The organism is Azospirillum sp. A29 (assembly GCF_042604625.1).
Lineage (GTDB): Bacteria > Pseudomonadota > Alphaproteobacteria > Azospirillales > Azospirillaceae > Azospirillum > Azospirillum palustre.
Genome location: NZ_CP170467.1, coordinates 256,734 through 277,500 on the forward strand (window position 1 = coordinate 256,734; position 20,767 = coordinate 277,500).

Genomic DNA, 20,767 nt, shown 5'->3' on the forward strand with positions numbered 1-20,767 from the left:
CAGCGACAATCCAGATCCAATAGCCATAAATCCAGCCGCAAACTTCGCCCCCTTCGGCTTGTCACCGGCCAAGGCTTCGTATAGCGTGCCCCGACATACCGGCGTAACGGTGCGTGGCGGGTTTGCGGATGGATTTCGAGACGACCTTCATCGCGCAGGTCATCACCGTTATCGGCTTTGCGGTCGGTCTGTCCATTGCCGTGGCCTCCGGCCGCTACCCGCGTCACATCCGCAATTCTCTGCGCGCCTATGCCTATGGAAAACTGCTGCTGGGGTCCGCCTTCCTGATCGCAGGCTTGCGCGGCGGTGCGGCGCCGGACCTGCTGGTGCCGCTCGCCAACGGGTTGGGGATCGCCGGGTTGGCGATGAACTACACCAGCGTTCGCCATCTCCAGAACCGGCCGGTCAGGCCTCTGACGCCGGCCGCAGTCGGACTGGCAGTGGCCCTGGCCTGCTCTCTGCTGCTGCTCGCCGGCGGCGGCATATCCTTCGTTCGCATCCTGACCAGCTTCGCGACCTCTGCCGTGCTGCTCGTCATCGCCTTCGAGGTTCTGGTGCGTTACGAGGATCGCGGCATTCCCCATTATGTCACCGGGCTGCTATCGGCCACATTGGCCATGGTGTATCTGGTCCGCATGGGTGCGGGCATGGTTCAGGGGGAAATGCCGCTCGATCAGATGGTGGACGACCGTGTGGAGCGGGTCACCTTCCAGCTGTCGATGCTGGGCACCGTCATGGGTGCCATCAACTATGTCCTGATGGCCAGCGACGAGTTCAACCGCGAACTGACGAAGCTTGCCCACACCGACGGGCTGACTGGCAGCCTGAACCGCCGCCGCCTGTTCGAGCTGGGCGAGGTCGAGTTCCGCCGCGCCCGCCGCCACGGTCGCGACCTGACGGTGCTGGTGCTCGACATCGACCGCTTCAAGGCGGTCAACGACCGGGCCGGCCATCCGTTCGGCGACCGGGTCATCCAGGCGGTGGCCGACTGCTGTGCCGCGCAGATCCGGCGCGAGGATTCGGTGGGCAGGATCGGCGGGGAGGAATTCGCCATCCTGCTGCCGGAAACGGGCTTGGAGGCCGGCCGGCTGCTGGCCGAACGGCTGCGCAGCGCCATCGAGCGGCAGCTGGCCCAGCTTGGCGCCGAAGGCGGCGTGACGGTGACCTGCAGCATCGGCGGCGTCAGCCTGACGCGGGAACACAGCGAGTTTTCCGACCTGATGGCCCAATCGGACAGCGCGCTCTACGATGCGAAGCATGCCGGGCGCAATCAGGTGCGTTTCTACCCCGCGGTGGCGCTGACCCCTGCGTTGCACGTCTGACAGCCAGGAAAGGCCCGCGCGGAACCGCGTTAGAAAAAGCGGCCGCGCGGGCAACGGCGCACGGCCGCCTTTACCCGCGGGGCCGCTTGCCGCATTATCCGCGCCGGTCCCCGCCGGCCGGCTTACTCCGGTCGATAGTCTGGGGCCGGCTTGCCGGGTCCGACCCGGTTCCGTCCCTTCCGGCAACATCGGCGCAAGGTCGTGGTTCTTTCCCATCTCGGCTCCGGCGGCCTGGAGCCGCAGCGGTCGCAGCTGACGCTCGGCACAAAATTCAGGCTCATCAACTGGGGGCTGGTCCTGCTGATCTGCACGATCACCGGGGTCGGCGTCGGGCTGCTCTATTCCGCCGCCGGCGGCCATTGGAAGCCGTGGGCGCAGCCGCAGCTGGTCCGCGCCATTCCCGGCCTCGTCCTGATGCTGGGCATCGCGCTGGTCGACATCCGCCACCTGATGAAGTCGGCCTACGTCATCTTCTTCATGGTGCTCTGCCTGCTGATCGCGGTGGAACTGATGGGCCGCATCGGCATGGGCGCCCAGCGCTGGATCGACCTCGGCTTCTTCCAGCTCCAGCCGTCGGAGCTGATGAAACCGGCGCTGACGCTGGCGCTCGCCCGCTATTTCCACGGGGTGACGCTGGACCAGATCGGCCGGCCGCTTCTGCTGATCCCGCCGCTGCTGCTGGTCTTCACGCCCGTCGCCTTCGTTCTGATGCAGCCCAACCTCGGCACCTCGTTGCTGCTGATCATGGGCAGCGGCGCCATCTTCTTCGCCGCCGGGGTCCGGGTGTGGAAGTTCCTGCTGGTGATCGGCGGCGGCCTCAGCGCCATCCCCGTCGCCTGGGAGTTCCTGCACGACTACCAGAAGCAGCGCGTCTACACCTTCCTCGATCCGGAAACCGATCCGCTCGGCGCCGGTTACAACATCCTGCAGTCGAAGATCGCGCTCGGCTCCGGCGGCATGTTCGGCAAGGGCTTCATGTCCGGCTCGCAAAGCCAGCTGATGTTCCTGCCGGAAAAGCACACCGACTTCATCTTCGTCGTCCTGGCAGAGGAGTTCGGCATGGTCGGCGCCGCCACGCTGCTCGCGCTCTACGTCCTGCTGTTCATCTATGGCTGGGTGATCGCGCTGAACAGCCGCAGCCAGTTCGGCCGGCTGGTCGCGGTCGGCATGACGGCGCAGTTCTTCCTCTATGTCTTCGTCAATGTGGCGATGGTGATGGGCCTGATCCCCGTGGTCGGCATCCCGCTGCCGCTGGTGTCCTATGGCGGATCGGCGATGATGACGCTGATGATCGGCGTCGGCCTGCTGCTGAGCATGTCGGTCCACCGCGACGTTCGCATCCCCAAGAGCGGCGTCACCGACGTTTGACGTCCCGCGTCTGACTTCCGACGTCCGACATCCCCCATTCGGTTCGGTTATCGGCTGAGGTACGCCGGGCAAGTGCCTGTCGCACCCCGGCCGCGCCGTTGCCGCTTCGCCCCGCCCTCGCGATATCGGGGTGCAGGCCGACCGATCTTGCGGATAGGCCCGGTATCAGCGGGAGGAAATAGCCATGCGGAGAGATGCCTTAGGACAAAGCGGACGGACCACGGCGATCGGGGCGGGCCTTGCCGCCCTTTTGCTCGGCAGCGCGCCGGCGCTGGCGGAGTCGCCGTTCAGCCATATCGGCGGCAGCTTCAGCGAGAATGCCGGGTCCTTCGAGACCTCGCGCTGGCAGCGGTCGGACGGCTGGAAGGCCGGCGGGCACATGAACTGCACCTGGAGCCGCGCCAACGTCACCGCCGAAAAAGGCCACCTCGCCCTGTCGGTCAGCGACCGGATTACTGGCAGCGAGCGCATGTCCGGCAGCGACCGTTATTCCTGCGGCGAATATTCGACGCACCGCTTTTACGGCTACGGCGCCTACACGGTGTCGCTGAAGGCGGTCAAGGCCGACGGGGTGATGACCTCGGTCTCCCACTACACCGGCCCGCCCTTCGGCGATCCGTGGGACGAGATCACCATGGGGATCGCCGGCAAGGACACCACCAAGCTGGAGATCAGCTATGTGGTCAACGGCGCCGGGCACCGAAACACGGTGGTGGATCTCGGCTTCGACGCCGCCAAGGGCGTCCACAGCTATGGCTTCGACTGGAAGCCCACCGGCATCGTCTGGACCGTCGACGGCAAGCCGGTCCATCAGGTGTCGGGCAAGCCGGAGGAGCTGCCGCGCATGCCCGGCCGGCTGATGCTGCGCTTCTGGAGCGCGTCCGGCGACACCGAATGGCTGCGCCGCTTCACCTATCCCGGCCATCCCCTGGCCGCCGAGGTCGCCTCCGTCACCTACCGCGAGGATCCGGCGAACCTCAGCAACTGAGGACCGCCCGGTCAGTCCAGCGCTTCGGCGCCCAGGTAGGATTCGACGACGCGGGGGTCGGCGACGACCTCCGCCGGGGCGCCGTCGGCGATCTTCTCGCCATGGTCCAGCACCACCACGCGGTCGGACAGCGCCATCACCGCGCGCATGACATGCTCGATCATCAGGATGGTCAGGCCTTCGCGCCGGTTCAGGTCGCGCAGGACCTCGACCATCCGGTCGACCTCGGTCGGGCGAAGCCCCGCCAGCACCTCGTCCAGCAGCAGCAGGGTCGGACGGGTGGCCAGCGCGCGGGCGACCTCCAGCCGCTTGCGGTCGGGCAGGGTCAGGCTGCGCGCCGGGCGGTTGGCCTGATCGGCCAGCTCCAGACGCTCCAGCACGGCGCGGGCCTGCCGCCTCGCGGTCTCCACCGACCGTTCGCGGGCCAGCGCGCCGACCACGACATTCTCCTCGACCGTCAGCTGGCCGAAGGGCTTGACGATCTGGAAGGTGCGGCCGATCCCGGCGGCGCAGACCTGGTTGGGCTTCAGGCCGGTCAGGTTGCGGCCCTTCAGCGTCACCCGCCCCTCGTCCGACGGAAAGACGCCGGCGATCAGGTTGAAGGTGGTGGTCTTGCCGGCGCCGTTCGGGCCGATCAATGCCAGGATGCGCCCCTCCGGCACGGTGAAGCTGACCTCCGACACCGCCTTCAGCCCGCGGAACCGCTTGGACAGGCGCTCGACCTCAAGCAAGGCGGTCATCTCAGGCGCCCTCCCCCGGCTGACGGACAAGACGCAGGCGGCGGGCCAGCCAGGGCCACACGCCCTCCGGCCGGAACACTACGATCACCACCAGCGCCGCACCATAGAACAGTTGCTTCAGGCCGGGCAGGTCCAGCCCGCCGGCCTCGATCAGGAAGGTCAGCGCCTCGCCCAGCGGCGTCAGGATGAAGGCGCCCAGGATTGGGCCGACCAGCGTGCCGATGCCGCCGACGATGGCCGGCAGGATGATCTCGATGGACCGGCCCATCGAGAAGACCTGCTCCGGGAACAGGTTGTTGAAATAGAAGGCCTGGAACACGCCGCCCAGCGCGGTCAGGGCGGAGGACACCGCCACCGCCGTCATGCGGGCGCGGAACAGGTCGACGCCCGACGCCTCCGCCGCGTCCGGTTCCTCGCGCACCGCCAGCCATTGGTAGCCGAGCCGGCTGTGCAGCAGGGCACGCGACAGGAACAGCGCGCCGACGACCAACGCCAGCGCCACGTAATAGAACAGCACCGGCGAGCCGCGCAGGTTCAGCGGATCGCTCGCCCCCGCCTCGACCGGCAGGAAGAAGCCGCCGGACCCGCCGACCCAGGTGATGTGGTCGAAGCCGATGCGCGCCACCTCGGCGAAGGCGATGGTCAGCAGGGCGAAATGCACGCCTTTCACCCCGAAGCGGAAGCCCAGGAAGCCGATGACGCAGCCGGCCACCACCGCGACCAGCATCGCCAGGACCATGCCGGCCCAGGGGCCGATGCCGAAATGGACGAACAGCGCCGCGCTGACATAGGCGCCGAGGCCGACATACAGCGCATGGCCCAGCGACAGCAGGCCGGAAAAGCCCATCATCACGTTCCATGCCTGCCCGACATAGGCGAACCACAGCACGGTGGTCAGAACCGACACCAGATAACGGTCGGCAACGAAAGGCGCCACCGCCAGCCCCAGCGCCGCCAGGACCAGCAGCGCCATCCCGCGCCCGGTAATCCCGGAAAACATCACGCCCGAAAGCCCGCTCATGACCGTTTCCCCAACAGCCCTTGCGGGCGCAGCAGCAGAACCACGATCAGCACCCCGTAGCTGAACAGGGATTTCATGGACGGCGTCAGCAGGAAGCCGGCCAGCGCCTCCGACATGCCGATCAGCACGCCGCCCAGCAGCGCGCCGGGCAGGCTGCCCAGCCCGCCGACGATGACGATGATGAAGCTGAGCAGCGTGTATTCCGGCGCCAGCTGCGGTCGGGCATCGACCAGCAGCGTCATCAGCGCACCCGCCACCCCGACCACCGCGGCGCCGATGCCGAAGGTCAGGGCATAGAGTCCGTCGATGTTCAGCCCGACCACGCGGGCGCCCAGCGGATTGTCGGCGCAGGCGCGGATCGCCTTGCCGGTGCGGCTGAAGCGGAAGAAGGCGAACAGCGCCGCCGCCACCACGATGGCCGCCGCCCCGGCACGCAGCCGCACGGCATCCAGCAGCATCGACCCGATCTCCACCGTGTCGAAGCTGTAGGGCACCTGGACGTTGCGGGCGTCCGGGCCGAACAGCATCAGCATGGCGTTGACCAGGATGGTGGCGATGCCCAGCAGCAGGATGAACTGCATGTGCTCCGGCCGCTCGACGAACTTGTTCACCAGCCCGCGCTGCAACAGCCAGCCGCAGGCGAACAGCAGCGCCGCCATGAGCGGGGCCGACAGCAGCGGGTCGAGGCCCAGCCAGCCGCCCAGCAGCACCGCGCCGTACATGCCCGCCACCATCATCTCGCCATGGGCGAAGTTGACGACGCGCACCACGCCGAAGATGACCGAAAGCCCCAGCGCCGCCAGCCCGTAGACCAGGCCGGTCAGCAGGCCGGAGGCCGCGATGTTCAAATAATAGTCGATCGGCATGGGCGGCGGATTGTCCGAACGGTTGGGTTCTGCGGGTTAGCAGTCCAAGGGGGATGCAGGCAAGCCAGAACGACCGCCGGCAACGCGATTCGTCCCGATCCCGCTATGGCCGGCCGGCAATCCGGGTCCCGCCGCGCAGGCTCGCGATACGCTCCGCCACGTCATTCAACCGGCGGTCGAGTGCGGTCGCCAGACAGGACTGCGCCGCCGCAGCCACCGCCGGGTCTCGCTCGGTCCCGCTGCGAATCCAGCAGAGTGCCGCGATCCGCTCGTGGAAGCGGCGCTCGTCCTGAATCAGTTCATAGGCCGCGCTGGCGCGGGCCGCCGGATCGGCGATGCCGGCCAGAAAGCGGTCCTGCGTTCCGCGGGCACGGCCGTCGAGAAATGCGAGCGCCGGGACGTCGCAGATCATCCGCCGCAGTGGCGCCGTCACAGTGGCACAGCGCGGATCGGCGATCGGCGCTGGCGGCGGCTCCGGTGGCGGCTCCGGTGGCTTGGCGATGGCGGTCGCAGGCACCGGAGCGGCAAAGGACGGCGGTGGGGGCGGCGGTGCGGTCTTGACCGCGACCGCAACCGTCCCGGACGGCCGGGAAGCTGGCAGCGACGGCTTGCCACCGCCCAGCGACTCCCGAACCACCCGCACGGGCATGCCGACCTCCGCCGCCGCGAAGACGGTCTCGATGTCCGCGGGCAGCATGCGGAAACAGCCGCCGCTGGCCCGTGTGCCGATCGAGTCCGGGTCATTGGTGCCGTGGATGGCGATGGCCGGCCAGCCGAGATCGAGCGCGAACCGGCCCAGCGGGTTGTTCGGTCCGGGCGGAACCGCCCGCGGCAGGGCGGGGTTGTCGCGTCGCTGGTTGGCGGTCGGCCGCCATGTCGGGTCGCGGCGCTTGCGCTGGATGCTGCTGTCGCCGACGGGGATCGGCACGCCGGGACGGCCGATGGCGACCGGAAAGCTGCGGGTTCCGCCATCGGGATCCGTCAGATAGAGGCGTCGGTCGGCAAGGCTGATGGCGATCGACCGGCCGCCCGCTCCCAGATCGGCCGGTCCCGGATCGGCCGCCTGGGCCAAACCTTCGCCGGCGATCCCGGCGAGGGCGAGGAGGGCCCACAAAAGACACCGTGCCAGGATGGCGGTGGCGGCTGTTGTCGGTCGGAGGATGACGCCGCGGCCGCGGTCTCCCCGAAAGGTCGTAAATCCATGCATGCGGAAAGTTGATCGCGTGTCCCCTAAAACAGGGTAAACAGCATGGGACGACGGTCGCCGGGGAACGGGGCCGCCCCGGACAGCAAGGACGTGCATCATGGACCAGATCGAGCAGACGTTGGCCGTCGCAACGGAACACCACCGCGCCGGCCGCACCGCGGAGGCCGAACGGCTGTATCGCGACGTGCTGGACGCGTCGCCCGGCCATCCGGACGCCCTGCATCTGCTGGGGGTGATCGCGCTGCAATCCGGCCGGGCGGACGAGGCGGTGGACCGCATCGCGCAGGCCGTGGCCGGCGATGACGGCTCCCCGCTGTTCCATGCCAATCTGGGTCATGCCCTGCACGCGTCCGGCCGCCACCGCGAGGCCGCGATGAGCTTCGCCCGCGCCCTGACCCTGTTGACCAACGAAGGAGAGGGCTGGGGCAATGTCGGGGCGCTCGCCAACCTGATCCGCCGCTATGACGACGACATCCGCGCCGCCGCCGCCGCCGAGGTCGATGCCCGTTACACCATGGGCGACGTGATGCGGCGCCAGTCGCTGCTTTTCCTGCTGACCGGCGACGTGGCCTATTACCGCGTCCTGGTGAACACGGCGCTGGACGACCCGCTGCGCTTCTCCATCCCGTCCATGCATTACGCCTACTGGGGCATCGCCATGCGGTTGTTCCAGGGCGACACGCGCAAGGGCGATGTCAGCGCCTTCACCACCGGCGAATTCCGCCGGTTCTACCGCCTGCTGGTGGAGGAGACGGCGCGCCGCTACGGCCTCGACACCCGACTGCGCCGGGTGGCGCCGCGCACTGCGGTGAGGCGGGTGGCGCTGATCACCAACCAGATGCTGGGCGAGGGGCATCAGCCGACCGCCGACGCCTTCGATTATGCCCGCCGGCTCCAGGACCACCATGGCTGCCAGGTGCTGATCGTCAACCCCAACGCCATGGCGGTGGAAGGCGAGAACGGCTTCGTTCCCGAATACAGCTACAACGTCACCGCGGAATATGACGGCGAACAGACCCTGACCGCCTTCGGCGCCGAGGTCCGCATGCTGTCCTTCCCGCAGCCGCGTTTCGACGAGGAGAAGCTGACTGCCATCGTCGATGCGGTGCAGCGCTTCGATCCCGATGTGATCGTTGCCTTTGGCGGCTCCAACACGGTGGCCGATCTGTTCGCCCGCAGCCGGCCGGTGGTGTTCCTGCCGACCTCCAGCGGGTTGCCGCCCTCGCTCGCCACGCTTCTGCTGGGCTATGCCCCGGAGGACAGCGCCGCCGGCTGGCCGGAGGAGGCGCGGGCGCGCTTCCGTCCCTTCTCCTTCGGCTGGACCCTGCCGGATGCCGGTCCGGCACGCAGCCGCGCCGATTTCGGCCTGCCGGCCGACGGGCCGCTCTATGTCGTCGTCGGCAACCGCCTGGATCAGGAGGTCGGGCCGGAGTTCCTCGAAACGCTCGACCGCCTGCTCGACCGCGTGCCCGACGCGCATGTCGCCTTCGCCGGCGCGGTGACCGACCTGCCGGGCCGGATCGCCGCCGCCCGCAACGCGGCGCGGATGCATGCGCTGGGAGACGTCGACGCCATTCGCGGGCTGTATGGCGTGGCGACCGCCTATCTGAACCCGCCGCGCCAGGGCGGCGGCGGCAGCGCTGCCTTCGCGCTGGCGGACGGGTTGCCGGTGGTGAGCTATGCCCAGGGCGATGTCGCCGGCATCGTCGACGCCGCCTCGACCGTTGCCGACGAGGCCGCCTTCCTGGACCGCGCCGCGACGCTTGGACAGGATGCCGCCGCACGGGCGCAGGCTGCCGAGGCGGCACGCACCCGCTTCGCCGAAACGGCGGACCGCGCGCGGTCGGTGGAAAAGCTGTTGGACTATGCGCGCGAGGCGCAGGAGCTGTACTGAACCCCGGCCCCTCCCCTGCCCTCCAGACAGACGTCCGCCCGGCCCCCGTACGAAGCAGACCTTCGTACAGGGGCCGGGCGGAATTGTTTCAGACGCTATCCGACGGCGGAAGTCTCAGGCCGTCACTGATCGTACGTCCCGGCGCCGACGATGTAACGGCCATCGCGGGTGACGTAGGAATGCTTGTGCTCGACCTTGTTGGTCTGGCGGTTCAGCCAGACATAGTCGATGACGGCGTTCGGCTTTTCCTTGGTCTCGGTGATCATCGCCTGGACGATGGGCTTGCCTTCCGCGTCCTTCAGATCGGCGGCGTTGGAGCCGGCCAGCTTCGGGTTGGCGCCGGAGGCGACATAGCGGCCGTCGGTGTCGAAGACGAACACATACAGCTCACCGCGGCGGAAGCTGCCTATGGGGTCCTGGAAGGCCTTGGTCGCCTCGTCCGGCCCCTTGGCCTTCAAATAGGCGACGGCCTCGGCGACCAGCGACTTGGCCTGTTCAGGCGTGGCGTGATCGGCGGCGAAGGCCGGTGCGGTCAGCAGGGCTGCCGCGACGGCGACCAGGGATGCGGTTCTGCGAATCATGGATGACCACCTTGGAAGAGAGGAATAAAGGGAAGGAGCCGACGATCCGGCAGGGGGTCACTCCTCGTGCACGGTTTCCAGCCAGGAGCGGATCGACCACAGCGCCTCTTGCCCCAGCGCTTCACCGAACTGCGGCATGTAGGTTACGCCGTTTCGGATCGAACCATTGGTGACGCGCTCCTTGAACCACTCGTCGCCGGCATCACCCTTCTCAAGGTAGCGCAGGTCGGGGGCGATGCCGCCGGACACCGCGCCCAGCCCATGGCAGCGCGCGCAGTTCTGGTTGAAGGCGGACGAACCGATCTCGATGGCGCGCGGGTTGCCGCGGTAGGGATTGCTGTCCCGCCACTTTTCACCCAGTTTGTCCAGCCCGGTGGTGTCCACCGGCTGCGGGACGACATCGCCGTGGGCATAAACCAGACCGGGAACAGCGACGGCGCCGATCAGACCAATTGCGGCTGCAAGCCGAACAATCCGTGCATTCATGAGAAAGACGTTCCCTCTGTTTCTGGCCGCCCTGCGGCCTTTGCTTCGCATGAGCGGACGTTATCAGCAGTGGAACCCACGAATAATTGGACTATGGTAGGACATGGTCAAATCTGTGAGAAGAATGACTTCCCAGGCCGTAGACACGGGAATGGGCGGACCGGATCGCTCCGGCCCGCCGTCCTCCCGCCTGTCAGCGCCTGATGTCAGGCCTTCGGCAGCTTGAAGACCCAGAGCGAGCCGCCCTGGTTGATGTCCTTCACCAGCTTGGCGACGTCGCCGCCCCACAGCGGCACCGCACCGCCCCAGCCGGAGACGACGGCGACATACTGCTCGCCATCCATCTTCCAGGTGACCGGGCTGCCGACCACGCCGGAGCCGGTCTGGAACTTCCAGACCTCCTGGCCGGACTTGGCGTCGAAGGCCTTCAGATAGCCTTCTGGCGTACCGGTGAAGACGAGATTGCCGGCGGTGGTCAGGACGCCACCCCACAGCGGGGCCGGGTTCTTGTACTCCCAGACGATCTTGCCGGTCTTCGGATCGACGGCGCGCAGCGCACCGATGTAATCGTCGTACAGCGGCTTGATGGTGAAGCCGGCGCCGAGATAGGCCGCACCCTTCTTGTAGGTGATCGGCTCGTTCCAGATGTCCATGCCCCACTCGTTGGCCGGGACATAGAACAGCTCGGTCTGCGGGTTGTAGGCCATCGGCATCCAGTTCTTGGCGCCCAGGAAGGCCGGGGCCGCGAACACCGACTTGCCCTTTGCGTCATGCGCATCGGCGGTCGCCGGGGCGCCCGGACGGTTGTCGTCGTTGTACATCGGACGGCCGGTCTCGATGTCGATGCCCTTGGCCCAGGTGATCTTGGTGACGAAGGGCGAGGCGTTGATCAGCTTACCGTTGGTGCGGTCGATGACGTAGAAGAAGCCGTTGCGGTCGGCCTTGCCGCCGGCCTTGATGACCTTGCCGTCCTTCTTCAGGTCGAAGGACACGAACTCGTTCACACCGTCGAAGTCCCAGCCGTCATGCGGCGTGGTCTGGTAGTGCCACTTGATCTCGCCGTTGTCCGGATTGATGGCCAAGGTGGAGGAGGTGTAGAGGTTGTCGCCCGGACGCAGGTGCGAGTTCCAGGGCGCCGGGTTGCCGGTGCCGAAGAACAGCGTCTTGGTTTCCGGGTCGTAGGTGCCGCCCAGCCAAGTGGCGCCGCCGCCGGTCTTGTACATGTCGCCGGGCCAGCTGGCGTTGGTCTTGCCAGTGACGGTCGAGTCCTTGCCGTTCAGCGTGCCCATATTGCCTTCGATGGTCGGGCGCTGCCAGACCAGCTCTCCTGTCTCCGCATCGCGGGCTTCGACCATGCCGATGACGCCGAACTCGCCGCCGGAATTGCCGGTGATGATCTTGCCGTCGATGATCAGCGGGGCGGCGGTATTGGAATAGCCTTCCTTGTATTCCTGCAGCTTCTTGTTCCACACCACCTTGCCGGTCTCGCGGTTCAATGCGACGAGGCGGGCGTCCAGCGTGGCGAAGTAGATCTTATCCTTGTAGATCGCAGCACCGCGGTTGACCACGTCGCAGCAGGGCATGATGCCGTCAGGCAGGCGGTGGTTGTATTCCCACTTCTTGTGGCCGGTGCGGGCATCGACCGCATAGAGGCGGGAATAGGACCCGGTGACGTAGATGGTGCCGTCATAAATGATGGGCTGGGCTTCCTGCCCGCGCTGCTTCTCGCCGCCGAAGGAGAAGGACCAGACCGGGACCAGCTTCTTGACGGTGTCGGCAGTCAGGTCGGTCAGCGGGCTGAAGCGCTGGGCCTGCGGCCCCATGCCATAGGTCAGGACCGCTTCGGTGTTGGTGGCGCTCTTCAGCAGATCGTCGCTGGACGGGCCACCGGCGTCGGCGGCGAGGACGCCGGTGGCGCTGAACGCGGTCAGCGAGGCTGCCAGGGCGAGACTTGTAACCAGGCGCTTCATGTGCGGTTGCCTCCCAAAACTGATGATGACGGCACCGCCCGGGCAAGACCCGCCCGTTGCCGCCGGACGGGCGGGTCCGGCGGTGGCGAACGGAATCGGGGCGGCTTTTTCAAGCTTTTGGCGGCCGGAGGGGCCGCGTCGCTCTACGATATTCGGCAGTGTAGACGGATGATCTGTCAGGTAAATTGTCGGATAGTAGCAGGCGTAAGCGTCAGTTCTCTTCCGGATCACCGGACCGTCAATTGACCCGCGGCAGACTTGCCTGCTCGATCTTCGGCCAGAGATGGGCGACGGAGCGGCGATACTCTTCCCGCAGCACGTCAAGCACTTGGAACCGCTCCGGAATCGGCAGTTCCAGCGCTTCGGCCATATCGAGGCCGGACTCCACGGCATGGCGCAGCGTGCCGTCGAGCCAGGTCAGCCAGTCGCGGGTCTGGGCGACGCAGGCCTTGTCGGGACGGATGTGCCCGTGGTTGGGCACCAGCAGCCGGATGTCCAGCGCATCGACCGCGTCCAGCTCTTTCAGCCAGTCGGCGACGGTGGCGTGCGGGGTGGTCGGGGTGCGGTCGCAGAACACCACGCCGCCGGAGAACAGCACGCCCGTCGATTCGTCCAGGATCATCAGGTCGGCGGCGGTGTGGCCGCTCAGCGGGATCAGCCGCAGGCGGTGGTCGCCGAACTTCACGGTCGAGCCATAGATCGGCTCCGTCGGCAGCGTCACCTCGGTCCCGCGCATCCAGTCGCCGACCAGCCGGTACATGTTCTCGGTGATGCCGTTGCCCTCCTCCTGGATGCCGGCGATGGTGCCGGGAAGCGCCGCGACGGGCACATCGGCGAAGGCCTGGTTTCCCAGCCAGTAATCCGGATGCAGGTTGCTGATGAAGACCTTGCGGATCGGCTTCTCGGTGACCTTGCGGATGGCCGCGCGCATCTCCTCGCCATAGCGGCGGGACGGGCCGGTCTGGATGACGATCACCCCATCCGCGGTGACGATGAAGCCGGAATTCAGGATGTTGCCGCCGTTGGCGCGGGTGAAATGCTTGGTGGAGCCTTCGAAGACGTAAGTGTCGGGGGCGATCCTCGTCGGCTTCAGATCGTAGGTCGGCGTCCCGGCGGCCTGTGCCGCACCGGCCATCGTACCGGCCGCCAGCGATGCGGTGAGGACAGCGGTCAGCGCCAGCCGGCGCAGCAGCGGCATGCTCATTGCCCGACACTCCACGGCTGCCCGGCAGGTTTCAGGGACATTGCCGGTTTGGCACCGGGTGGCGGCATCGGGATGGTCGCCCTGATCTCGCCGCCCTGGTTGTCCCGGCCGCGCAGAATCAGTGCCGTGGCGTCCGGCGGCGGGCGGATGTCCAGCGAGTAGACCGGATTCTCCGACACCGGCTCCAGGCTGTCGATGCGCGCCAGCGTCGGCGCCCCGCTGGGGGTCTGCGCATCCACCTGCAGGGTTTCGACGAAATAGGCCGGAATGCCGTCGACCAGCCCGGTGTCGTTGGGGTGGCGGATGCGCAGCCGCAGCCGCGCCACCCCGTCCTCGCCCGCCGGCCACAGCCGGGCCTGCACCTCGCCGACATGATCGGCCCAGTCCTTCTGGGCATAGGATGCCGGCGGCGCGCTGCACCCGCCGCCCGCCGCGTCGACCAGCACGCCGGAGACATGCCAGACCCCGTCGGCGGTCCGCGCCGCGCCGCGCACGGCGGTGGCCTGCTGGATCTTGATGCGGGTGGCGATGTAGGGCGCCGCATTGCCGGGATGGTAGCGCATCACCAGCGGGAAGGGGTTCAGGTCGGCAATCGCCACCATTTCCACCACCCGCTCCAGCGCCGTGGCATCGACGGAAAGCGGCACCGCGCGCGTGTCTTCCGCCGCCGCCGGAGCGGTCACCTTGACCGCAGCGTCGAACACCACCGGAGCGCCGGCGAAATACTGGTCGCGCAGGATGTCCCACATCACGGACTTCAGCGGATCGGACGGGGAGCTTGCGGCGAAGGCGGGGGTGGCGACGGCGAGCATCGCACCGGCGAGTCCCACATGGCGCAGCGTGTATCCCATCCACCCCTCCCGACTCACTTTCTCATGGCCCACGTCTCTCGACCGGCAAACCGTTCTTTTGCCGCCGGTTCACTCCACCAGCGGCGGCGGCGTGTGGGTGACGCCATAGGCGGCGAAGATCTTGGCCATCGTTCCGTCCTCGGTCAGCGCCGTCACCGCGTCGCCGATGCTGTAGGCGAGGTCGCGGGAGTTCTCTTTGGTCGCCATGCCGATGTTCCAGCTGGAGGTCATCATGCCCGGCAGGGTCACGGTGGTGACCGGGAACTGCTCCATCCTGGCCCCGAGCGCCGCCTGCACCTGGCTCAGCGGCGCCAGCACCGCCGCCGCCTCGCCGGCAGTCAGCTTTTCGATGGCGGCCTCGGGCGTCGGACAATGGATGATGCGGCTGCGCAGCCGGCCCCCCTGCAAGCCCAGCAGGAAGAAATCGGGAACGCTGTCGATCTCCACCGCGATCGGCTCGTCCGGCAGGGTCGCCAGCACGGCGGAGCGCACCCGTTGCGGATCGCGGGCGAGCGCGAAGACCTCCTGATGATAGGGGCCGAACAGCACGGCCTCCGGATTCATCAGACCGAAGCGCTTGTCATAGGGGATGTGCATCATGATGTCGGCCAGCTCGCCGCCGAACAGGCTGCCGCGCCACACCGCCACGCGCAGATCGTCCGATACCGTCTCTCCCGGTATCTGCTCGTAGATGTCGGCCTTGACGCCCAGCTTCCCCGCAATCGCCCGCGCCAGATCGACATCGATGCCAACCAGGGTGCCGTCGCGCTGGAAGGAGAAGGGTGGAAACTCACGATAGACCGCCACGCGCAGCCGCCCGCGCTCCATCACCTCGTCCAGCGGCCGGGCGGCAGCGGGCCGGGCGCCAAGCGTGGACGCAGCCCCGGCGGACGCACAGCTTGCGGCCAGTCCGGACAGGAAACGGCGGCGTGTCACAATCGCCATGGCAGGTCCTGGCAGTGGTGGGTTCATCGGGGAACGGGCTGGCAGGATAGCCATCGCTCCGTAGCGCCAATAATTGGACTTTCGTACAAGACGCCCTCCGGCCCGTCCCGCAGTCCCCGGTCGGCGGGCCTCGGCCGGTCGGCGCTGCCCACCCCGTCCCTTGTCCATGCTTCCATAGTCGCATTCCGGAGTTGTGCGCCGCCCGATAGGCTGCACTCCAAACTGTTGGCATTCCGACGGATACGATGACCAAGCTCCGCCTGCCCCGCCTTCTCAACAGCGTGTCGCTGGCGGCACTCGGCGCCCTGCTGCTGGCCGGGGCGCCCGGTGTCGGTACAGCCGCCGACGCCGTGGGCGAGATCCGCATCGGCTTCCTGTCGCAGACGCCCGAGCCGCCGCCCTCCGTCGCCAACCCGGACGAGGCGGCGGTCGACGACGGTCTGGCCGGGGCATCGCTCGCCATCGCCGACAACAACACGACCGGCAAGTTCCTGAAGCAGTCCTTCGTGCTCGACAGCGTGGAGGTTGCGCCGGACGGCGATGCCGCCGCGGCCCTGCGCGAACTGGCCGGCCGCGGCGACCGCTTCGTCGTCGTCGATGCGCCGGGCGCCACGGTGGAGGCGCTGTCGAAGCTGCCGGAGGCGCGCAACCTCCTGCTGCTGAACGCCACCGCGCCCGACGACGCCCTGCGCGGCGGGGCCTGCGCCGCCAACCTCGTCCATGTGGCGCCCAGCCGGGCGATGCTGGCCGACGCGCTCGGGCAATATCTGGTGAAGAAACGCTGGCCGCGCTGGTTCCTGGTCACCGGCCGCCGGCCGGAGGACAAGCTGTACGCCGATGCCGTCCGCCGCGCCGCCAAGCGCTTCGGCGCCCAGATCGTTGCGGAGAAGGAGTGGACGGCGGAAAGCGACGTCAACCGCACCGCCGAATCCGAGATCCCGGTCTTCACCCAGGCCAAGGCCTATGACGTGCTGGTCGTCGCCGACGAGGTCGGGGAGTTCGGCGACTATCTGTCCTACCGCACCGCCGATCCGCGCCCGGTCGCCGGCACCCAGGGGCTGGTCCCCACCGTCTGGCACCGCACGCACGAGCAATGGGGGGCGGCACAGCTGCAATCCCGCTTCAAGGCGGCGGCGAAGCGCCCGATGACAGCGCGCGATCACAATGACTGGACCGCAGTCCGCGTGGTCGGCGAGGCCGCCGCCCGTGCCCGCACCGCCGATCCCGACCGCCTGATCGCCTTCATCCAGTCGCCCGACTTCTCCATGTCCGCCTTCCGCGGCGCACCGCTCAGCCTGCGGCCCTGGGACGGGCAGCTGCGCCAGCCCGTGCTGCTGGCCGCCGACCGCTCGCTGGTGTCGGTGTCGCCGCAGGAAGGCTTCCTGCACCCGCGGACCGAACTGGACAGCCTGGGTTACGACCAACCGGAAACGCTCTGCAAGACGCGAGGAAAAACCACGCCATGACCGCCGCCCGCTTCACCGGCATTTCCTTGGCCGCATTGATCGCCGCCACCCTGGCGTCCGCCGCCTCGGCCCAGACCATCTATGTGTCGAACGAGAAGGACAACACGCTGTCGGTGATCGACGGCAAGACCATGGCGGTCACCGACACCATCAAGGTCGGCAAGCGCCCGCGCGGCATCACCCTGTCCAGGGACGGCACCCAGCTGTTCATCTGCGCCAGCGACGACCACACGGTGCAGGTCTTCGACCTTGCCAGCAAGACGGTGGTCCACAACCTGCCGTCGGGCGAGGATCCCGAACAGTTCGCCCTCAGCCCCGACGGCAAGAGCCTGATCATCGCCAACGAGGACAGCAACATCGTCACCGTGGTCGACGTGCCGACCCGCAAGGTCGCCTTCCAGGTCGATGTCGGGGTGGAGCCGGAGGGAATGGACGTCAGTCCCGACGGCCGCTGGGGCGTCAACACCTCCGAGACGACCAGCATGGTCCACTGGATCGACATGGAAAAACGCGCGGTGGTCGACAACACGCTGGTCGGCCCCCGCCCGCGCTACGCCCAGTTCACCAAGGACGGCTCGCAGCTGTGGGTGTCGTCGGAGATCGGCGGCACGGTCAGCGTCATCGACACCGCCACCCGTCAGGTGAAGAAGGTCGTCGATTTCCACATCAAGGGCGTCGCCAAGGACCGCATCCAGCCGGTGGGCGTCAAGCTGACCGACGACGGCCGCTATGCCTTCGTGGCGCTCGGCCCGGCCAACCACGTTGCGGTGGTCGATGCCAGGACCTTCGAGGTGAAGGATTACCTGCTGGTCGGCCGCCGCGTCTGGCATCTGGCGCTGACGCCGGACCAGAAGATGCTCTACACCACCAACGGCGTCAGCGGCGACGTGTCGGTGATCGACGTCGACAGCCTGAAGGTGACCAAGACCGTCAAGGTCGGCCGTTACCCCTGGGGCGTGGCGGTCAAGGGCTGAGGCACAGATAAGGGGAAGGCGGAATGACGGTGCCGGCACTGGAGGTCGAGGGGCTGCGCCACGGCTATGGCGGAAACCGCCTTGCGCTGGAGGATGTCGGCTTCCGCGTGATGCCCGGCGCCTTCACCTGCCTGCTCGGGCCGAACGGGGCGGGGAAGAGCACGCTGTTCGCGCTCGCCACCGGGCTGCTGCGACCGACCGACGGGCGGGTGCGCATCCACGGCCACGACATCGCGCAGGCGCCGGGCAAGGCGCTGGCGGAGCTGGGCGTGGTGTTCCAGCAGCCCACCCTCGACCTCGACCTAACGGTTTTGCAGAACCTGCGCTATTTCGCTTCGCTGCATGGCATCGGCCGCCGCGAGGCCGACCGGCGGATCGAGACCGAACTGACCCGTCTGTCGCTGTTCGAACGGCGGGGCGAGAAGGTGCGGGCGCTGAACGGCGGCCATCGCCGGCGGGTGGAGATAGCCCGCGCCCTGCTGCACCGCCCGACCCTGCTGCTGCTGGACGAGCCCACGGTCGGACTGGACATCCCCGCACGCCGCACCCTGATCGGCCATGTCCACGCCCTGTGCGCGGAGGACGGCATCGCCGTGCTGTGGGCGACCCATCTGATCGACGAGATCGACCCTGCCACCGACCATGTGGTGGTCCTGCACCGTGGCCGGGTGCGCGCCAGCGGGCCGGTCGCCGCGGTGAATGCCGAGACCGGCTGCGCCACCGTGGCGGAGAGCTTCGACCGGCTGACGGCCGCCCGACCCGCCGCCGACATGGAGGTCGCGGCATGACCGGACGGCAGCTGATAGTCTGGAGAATCGCCTTCCAGGGCATCGTCGCGCGTGAGATGCTGCGCTTCATCCACCAACGCGAACGCTTCCTCGGCGCTCTGGTCCGCCCGCTGGTCTGGCTGTTCGTCTTCGCCGCAGGGTTCCGGGCGGCGCTCGGCATCGCCATCATCCCGCCTTATGAGACCTATATCCCTTACGAGGTCTACATCGTGCCCGGGCTGATCGGCATGATCCAGCTGTTCAATGGCATGCAGGGGTCGCTGTCGATGGTCTACGACCGCGAGATGGGCAGCATGCGCATCCTGCTGACCAGCCCGCTGCCCCGCGCCTTCCTGCTGGTGGCGCGGCTGTTGGGCGGGGTGGTGGTGTCGATCCTCCAGGTGGCGGCCTTCCTGCTGATCGTCAGGCTCTATGGCATCGACCTTCCGGCCTGGGCGCCGCTGACCGTGCTGCCGGCCCTGCTGCTGAACGGACTGATGCTGGGGGCGCTCGGCATGGTGCTGGCCTCCACCATCCGCCAGCTGGAGAATTTCGCCGGAGTGATGAACTTCGTCGTTTTCCCGCTATTCTTCCTGTCCTCCGCGCTTTATCCGCTCTACCGCATGGAGGAGGCCGGCCCGCTGCTGTGGTGGCTGTGCAGCCTCAACCCGTTCACCCATGGGGTGGAGTTGATCCGCTTCGCCCTTTATGGCCGGATCGACGGGATGGCGCTGGCGGTCGTCGCCGGATCCACCCTGCTGTTCGCTGCCCTGGCAGTGCGCGGCTACTCGCCCGCGCGCGGCATGGGATCGCGGGCACCGTCGGCAGCAGGGTGACGTCTCAAGCCGCATCGTGGAAGATGATGCCCGTCGTGTAGCGCGCACCTGACCGCACCGGGCTGACGCCATGGCGATGACGGACGCGGTAGAACCCACGTGTGCCCTGCACCGGGCGCTGGTCCACCGCGAAGATCACGGCCTCCCCCAGCCCCAGCGGCACGACGGTGGCGCGCGACTGCATGCGCGGCCGCTGCTCGGTCAGGACGAACTCGCCGCCGGTGAAGTCCGTTCCCGGTGCCGACAGCAGGATGGCAACCTGCAACGGGAACACCGTCTCGCCATACAGATCCTGATGCAGGCAGTTGTAGTCGCCGGGACCGTATTTCAGCAGCAGCGGCGTGGGGCGACGCTGTCCAGCCGCATGGCAGCGCTCCAGAAACCCGGCATGCTCCGCCGGATAGCGGGTGTCGAGCCCCATCGCGGCGGCCCAGCGGTTGGCGATTGGTGCCAGCCGGCGGTAGAGCGGCCCGCGCAACGCCACAATCGGCTCCGGCAGCGGATGGCTGAAATATTTGTACTCGCCCTTGCCGAAGCCGTGCCGCTCCATCACCACCCGGCTGCGGAAGGGGGTGTCCTGCCCATAAAGCCCCGCCAAGGCCTTGCAGCTTTCCCCATCCAGCAGAGGCCCCACAACGGCATGGCCCACCGACTCCAGTTCCGCGCCGATGCGCGTCCAGTCCAGATCCTCCAGCGCCATCACCGTGTCGCCTCCTTGCGTTCGCGGTCCAGCAGGTCCCGCTTGCGCTCCACGCCCCAGCGATAGCCGGACAGGCCACCATCCGACCGCACCACCCGATGGCAGGGAATCGCCACCGCCAGCGGGTTGGCCCCACAGGCGCGCGCCACCGCCCGCACCGCCGCCGGCTCGCCGATGGCAGTGGCGATCTCGGCATAGCTGGCGGTCCTGCCGGCCGGAATGGCACGCAGCGCCTGCCATACCCGTTGCTGAAAAGCGGTGCCGCCGATATCCAGTGGCAGGGCAAGGCCCGTCCCCGGCGCCTCGACGAACCCCACGACCTGCGCCACCGTGGCCTCGAAAGCCGGATCGCCCCCGATCAGCTCCGCCCTGGGAAAGCGGTCCTGCAAATCGCGGAGCAGCAGGTCGGGATCGTCGCCGAGCAGGATTGCGCACACCCCGCGCTCCGTCACCGCCACCAGGATCGAACCCAGCGAGGAAACGCCAACCGCGAAGCGGATCGTTTCCCCCGCTCCCCCCCTGCGGTAGCTGGTGGGCGTCATTCCCAGCCGCGCGCCCGCGGTTTCGTAGAACCGTCCGGA

20 protein-coding genes (1 of these 20 running past the window's edge) are annotated in these 20,767 nt (G+C 68.0%); 8 read left to right on the forward strand and 12 right to left on the reverse strand.

The features are described from left to right. The first annotated feature begins 128 nt into the window (after positions 1-128). The 3 genes from ABNQ38_RS29215 to ABNQ38_RS29225 all read left to right on the forward strand — a co-directional run bounded on the left by ABNQ38_RS29215 (position 129) and on the right by ABNQ38_RS29225 (position 3,678). Positions 129-1,322: a diguanylate cyclase gene (locus ABNQ38_RS29215; protein WP_377810822.1), complete on the forward strand. Its 1,194-nt coding sequence runs from the start codon at positions 129-131 to the stop codon at positions 1,320-1,322. A 201-nt stretch (positions 1,323-1,523) separates the two neighbouring features. Beyond that, the gene (gene rodA / locus ABNQ38_RS29220) at positions 1,524-2,690 is read left to right on the forward strand and encodes a rod shape-determining protein RodA (RefSeq protein WP_377810823.1); all 1,167 of its coding nucleotides are present in this window, start codon (positions 1,524-1,526) and stop codon (positions 2,688-2,690) included. Between the two features lie 184 nt (positions 2,691-2,874). After that, on the forward strand, positions 2,875-3,678 hold the full coding sequence (locus ABNQ38_RS29225; protein ID WP_377810824.1) for a family 16 glycosylhydrolase: 804 nt from the start codon (positions 2,875-2,877) through the stop codon (positions 3,676-3,678). Positions 3,679-3,689: 11 nt separating this feature from the next. Here the strand turns inward: ABNQ38_RS29225 and ABNQ38_RS29230 are convergent, their stop codons facing one another. From ABNQ38_RS29230 to ABNQ38_RS29245, 4 genes are all read right to left on the reverse strand, one after another. Further along, complete coding sequence (locus ABNQ38_RS29230) at positions 3,690-4,418, reverse strand: ABC transporter ATP-binding protein (RefSeq protein WP_377810825.1); 729 nt, start codon at positions 4,416-4,418, stop codon at positions 3,690-3,692. Between the two features lies 1 nt (position 4,419). Further along, positions 4,420-5,439 carry a branched-chain amino acid ABC transporter permease gene (locus ABNQ38_RS29235; protein WP_109048311.1) on the reverse strand — a complete coding sequence of 340 codons (1,020 nt, stop codon included), beginning with the start codon at positions 5,437-5,439 and terminating at the stop codon, positions 4,420-4,422. Then, a complete protein-coding gene (locus ABNQ38_RS29240) occupies positions 5,436-6,305 on the reverse strand; it encodes a branched-chain amino acid ABC transporter permease (protein WP_098737640.1) in 870 nt (289 codons plus the stop codon). Before ABNQ38_RS29240 ends, ABNQ38_RS29235 begins: the two co-directional genes overlap by 4 nt. A 103-nt stretch (positions 6,306-6,408) precedes the next feature. Continuing rightward, on the reverse strand, positions 6,409-7,419 hold the full coding sequence (locus ABNQ38_RS29245; RefSeq protein WP_377810826.1) for a L,D-transpeptidase: 1,011 nt from the start codon (positions 7,417-7,419) through the stop codon (positions 6,409-6,411). A 190-nt stretch (positions 7,420-7,609) separates the two neighbouring features. Between ABNQ38_RS29245 and ABNQ38_RS29250 the strand changes: the two genes are divergently transcribed. Next, on the forward strand, positions 7,610-9,406 hold the full coding sequence (locus ABNQ38_RS29250) for a tetratricopeptide repeat protein (RefSeq protein ID WP_377810827.1): 1,797 nt from the start codon (positions 7,610-7,612) through the stop codon (positions 9,404-9,406). Between the two features lie 122 nt (positions 9,407-9,528). Here ABNQ38_RS29250 and ABNQ38_RS29255 read toward each other — a convergent pair whose 3' ends face one another. The 6 genes from ABNQ38_RS29255 to ABNQ38_RS29280 form a co-directional block, all read right to left on the reverse strand. Continuing rightward, the gene (locus ABNQ38_RS29255) at positions 9,529-9,987 is read right to left on the reverse strand and encodes a cache domain-containing protein (RefSeq protein ID WP_377810828.1); all 459 of its coding nucleotides are present in this window, start codon (positions 9,985-9,987) and stop codon (positions 9,529-9,531) included. A gap of 57 nt (positions 9,988-10,044) precedes the next feature. Further along, complete coding sequence (gene pedF, locus ABNQ38_RS29260; protein ID WP_377810829.1) at positions 10,045-10,473, reverse strand: cytochrome c-550 PedF; 429 nt, start codon at positions 10,471-10,473, stop codon at positions 10,045-10,047. Between the two features lie 206 nt (positions 10,474-10,679). Next, entirely contained in the window at positions 10,680-12,443 is a 1,764-nt protein-coding gene (locus ABNQ38_RS29265; RefSeq protein WP_377810830.1) for a methanol/ethanol family PQQ-dependent dehydrogenase, read from the reverse strand. 238 nt (positions 12,444-12,681) lie between these two features. After that, positions 12,682-13,647, reverse strand: coding sequence for a quinoprotein relay system zinc metallohydrolase 1 (locus ABNQ38_RS29270; protein ID WP_377810831.1), 966 nt, complete (start codon positions 13,645-13,647; stop codon positions 12,682-12,684). Further along, a complete protein-coding gene (locus tag ABNQ38_RS29275; protein ID WP_377810832.1) occupies positions 13,644-14,498 on the reverse strand; it encodes a quinoprotein dehydrogenase-associated SoxYZ-like carrier in 855 nt (284 codons plus the stop codon). The genes ABNQ38_RS29270 and ABNQ38_RS29275 overlap by 4 nt, the downstream gene beginning before the upstream one ends. 69 nt (positions 14,499-14,567) lie before the next feature. Further along, positions 14,568-15,443 (reverse strand): transporter substrate-binding domain-containing protein, encoded by an 876-nt coding sequence (locus ABNQ38_RS29280; RefSeq protein ID WP_377810833.1) that lies wholly within the window; start codon positions 15,441-15,443, stop codon positions 14,568-14,570. Between the two features lie 245 nt (positions 15,444-15,688). On the opposite strand from ABNQ38_RS29280, the gene ABNQ38_RS29285 reads away from it, so the two are divergent. From ABNQ38_RS29285 to ABNQ38_RS29300, 4 genes are read left to right on the forward strand one after another with little or no spacing between them, the layout of a single operon-like run. Continuing rightward, entirely contained in the window at positions 15,689-16,909 is a 1,221-nt protein-coding gene (locus ABNQ38_RS29285; protein WP_377810834.1) for an ABC transporter substrate-binding protein, read from the forward strand. After that, positions 16,906-17,883 carry a YVTN family beta-propeller repeat protein gene (locus ABNQ38_RS29290; RefSeq protein WP_377810835.1) on the forward strand — a complete coding sequence of 326 codons (978 nt, stop codon included), beginning with the start codon at positions 16,906-16,908 and terminating at the stop codon, positions 17,881-17,883. The genes ABNQ38_RS29285 and ABNQ38_RS29290 overlap by 4 nt, the downstream gene beginning before the upstream one ends. Before the next feature lie 23 nt (positions 17,884-17,906). Next, entirely contained in the window at positions 17,907-18,671 is a 765-nt protein-coding gene (locus tag ABNQ38_RS29295; RefSeq protein ID WP_377810836.1) for an ABC transporter ATP-binding protein, read from the forward strand. Next, positions 18,668-19,486 carry an ABC transporter permease gene (locus tag ABNQ38_RS29300; RefSeq protein WP_377810837.1) on the forward strand — a complete coding sequence of 273 codons (819 nt, stop codon included), beginning with the start codon at positions 18,668-18,670 and terminating at the stop codon, positions 19,484-19,486. The genes ABNQ38_RS29295 and ABNQ38_RS29300 overlap by 4 nt, the downstream gene beginning before the upstream one ends. Positions 19,487-19,490: 4 nt before the next feature. Here the strand turns inward: ABNQ38_RS29300 and ABNQ38_RS29305 are convergent, their stop codons facing one another. Then, complete coding sequence (locus tag ABNQ38_RS29305) at positions 19,491-20,186, reverse strand: 2OG-Fe(II) oxygenase (RefSeq protein ID WP_377811128.1); 696 nt, start codon at positions 20,184-20,186, stop codon at positions 19,491-19,493. Further along, positions 20,186-20,767, reverse strand: partial view of a bifunctional DNA-binding transcriptional regulator/O6-methylguanine-DNA methyltransferase Ada gene (gene ada, locus ABNQ38_RS29310; RefSeq protein ID WP_377810838.1) — the 3' portion only. It continues 507 nt past the right edge of the window; only the last 582 of its 1,089 coding nucleotides appear in the window; its start codon lies off the right edge, out of view; the stop codon is at positions 20,186-20,188. The genes ABNQ38_RS29305 and ada overlap by 1 nt, the downstream gene beginning before the upstream one ends.

Coding starts and splice junctions, on each gene's coding strand:
- ABNQ38_RS29270 (WP_377810831.1), bottom strand. CDS start 13,647: ATGAGCATGCCGCTGCTGCGCCGGCTGGCGCTGACCGCTGTCCTCACC.
- ABNQ38_RS29295 (WP_377810836.1), top strand. CDS start 17,907: ATGACGGTGCCGGCACTGGAGGTCGAGGGGCTGCGCCACGGCTATGGC.
- ABNQ38_RS29290 (WP_377810835.1), top strand. CDS start 16,906: ATGACCGCCGCCCGCTTCACCGGCATTTCCTTGGCCGCATTGATCGCC.
- ABNQ38_RS29285 (WP_377810834.1), top strand. CDS start 15,689: ATGACCAAGCTCCGCCTGCCCCGCCTTCTCAACAGCGTGTCGCTGGCG.
- ABNQ38_RS29275 (WP_377810832.1), bottom strand. CDS start 14,498: ATGGGATACACGCTGCGCCATGTGGGACTCGCCGGTGCGATGCTCGCC.
- pedF (WP_377810829.1), bottom strand. CDS start 10,473: ATGAATGCACGGATTGTTCGGCTTGCAGCCGCAATTGGTCTGATCGGC.
- ABNQ38_RS29250 (WP_377810827.1), top strand. CDS start 7,610: ATGGACCAGATCGAGCAGACGTTGGCCGTCGCAACGGAACACCACCGC.
- ABNQ38_RS29280 (WP_377810833.1), bottom strand. CDS start 15,443: ATGGCGATTGTGACACGCCGCCGTTTCCTGTCCGGACTGGCCGCAAGC.
- ABNQ38_RS29255 (WP_377810828.1), bottom strand. CDS start 9,987: ATGATTCGCAGAACCGCATCCCTGGTCGCCGTCGCGGCAGCCCTGCTG.
- ABNQ38_RS29215 (WP_377810822.1), top strand. CDS start 129: ATGGATTTCGAGACGACCTTCATCGCGCAGGTCATCACCGTTATCGGC.
- ABNQ38_RS29265 (WP_377810830.1), bottom strand. CDS start 12,443: ATGAAGCGCCTGGTTACAAGTCTCGCCCTGGCAGCCTCGCTGACCGCG.
- ABNQ38_RS29235 (WP_109048311.1), bottom strand. CDS start 5,439: ATGAGCGGGCTTTCGGGCGTGATGTTTTCCGGGATTACCGGGCGCGGG.
- ABNQ38_RS29240 (WP_098737640.1), bottom strand. CDS start 6,305: ATGCCGATCGACTATTATTTGAACATCGCGGCCTCCGGCCTGCTGACC.
- ABNQ38_RS29305 (WP_377811128.1), bottom strand. CDS start 20,186: ATGGCGCTGGAGGATCTGGACTGGACGCGCATCGGCGCGGAACTGGAG.
- ABNQ38_RS29300 (WP_377810837.1), top strand. CDS start 18,668: ATGACCGGACGGCAGCTGATAGTCTGGAGAATCGCCTTCCAGGGCATC.
- ABNQ38_RS29230 (WP_377810825.1), bottom strand. CDS start 4,418: ATGACCGCCTTGCTTGAGGTCGAGCGCCTGTCCAAGCGGTTCCGCGGG.
- ABNQ38_RS29225 (WP_377810824.1), top strand. CDS start 2,875: ATGCGGAGAGATGCCTTAGGACAAAGCGGACGGACCACGGCGATCGGG.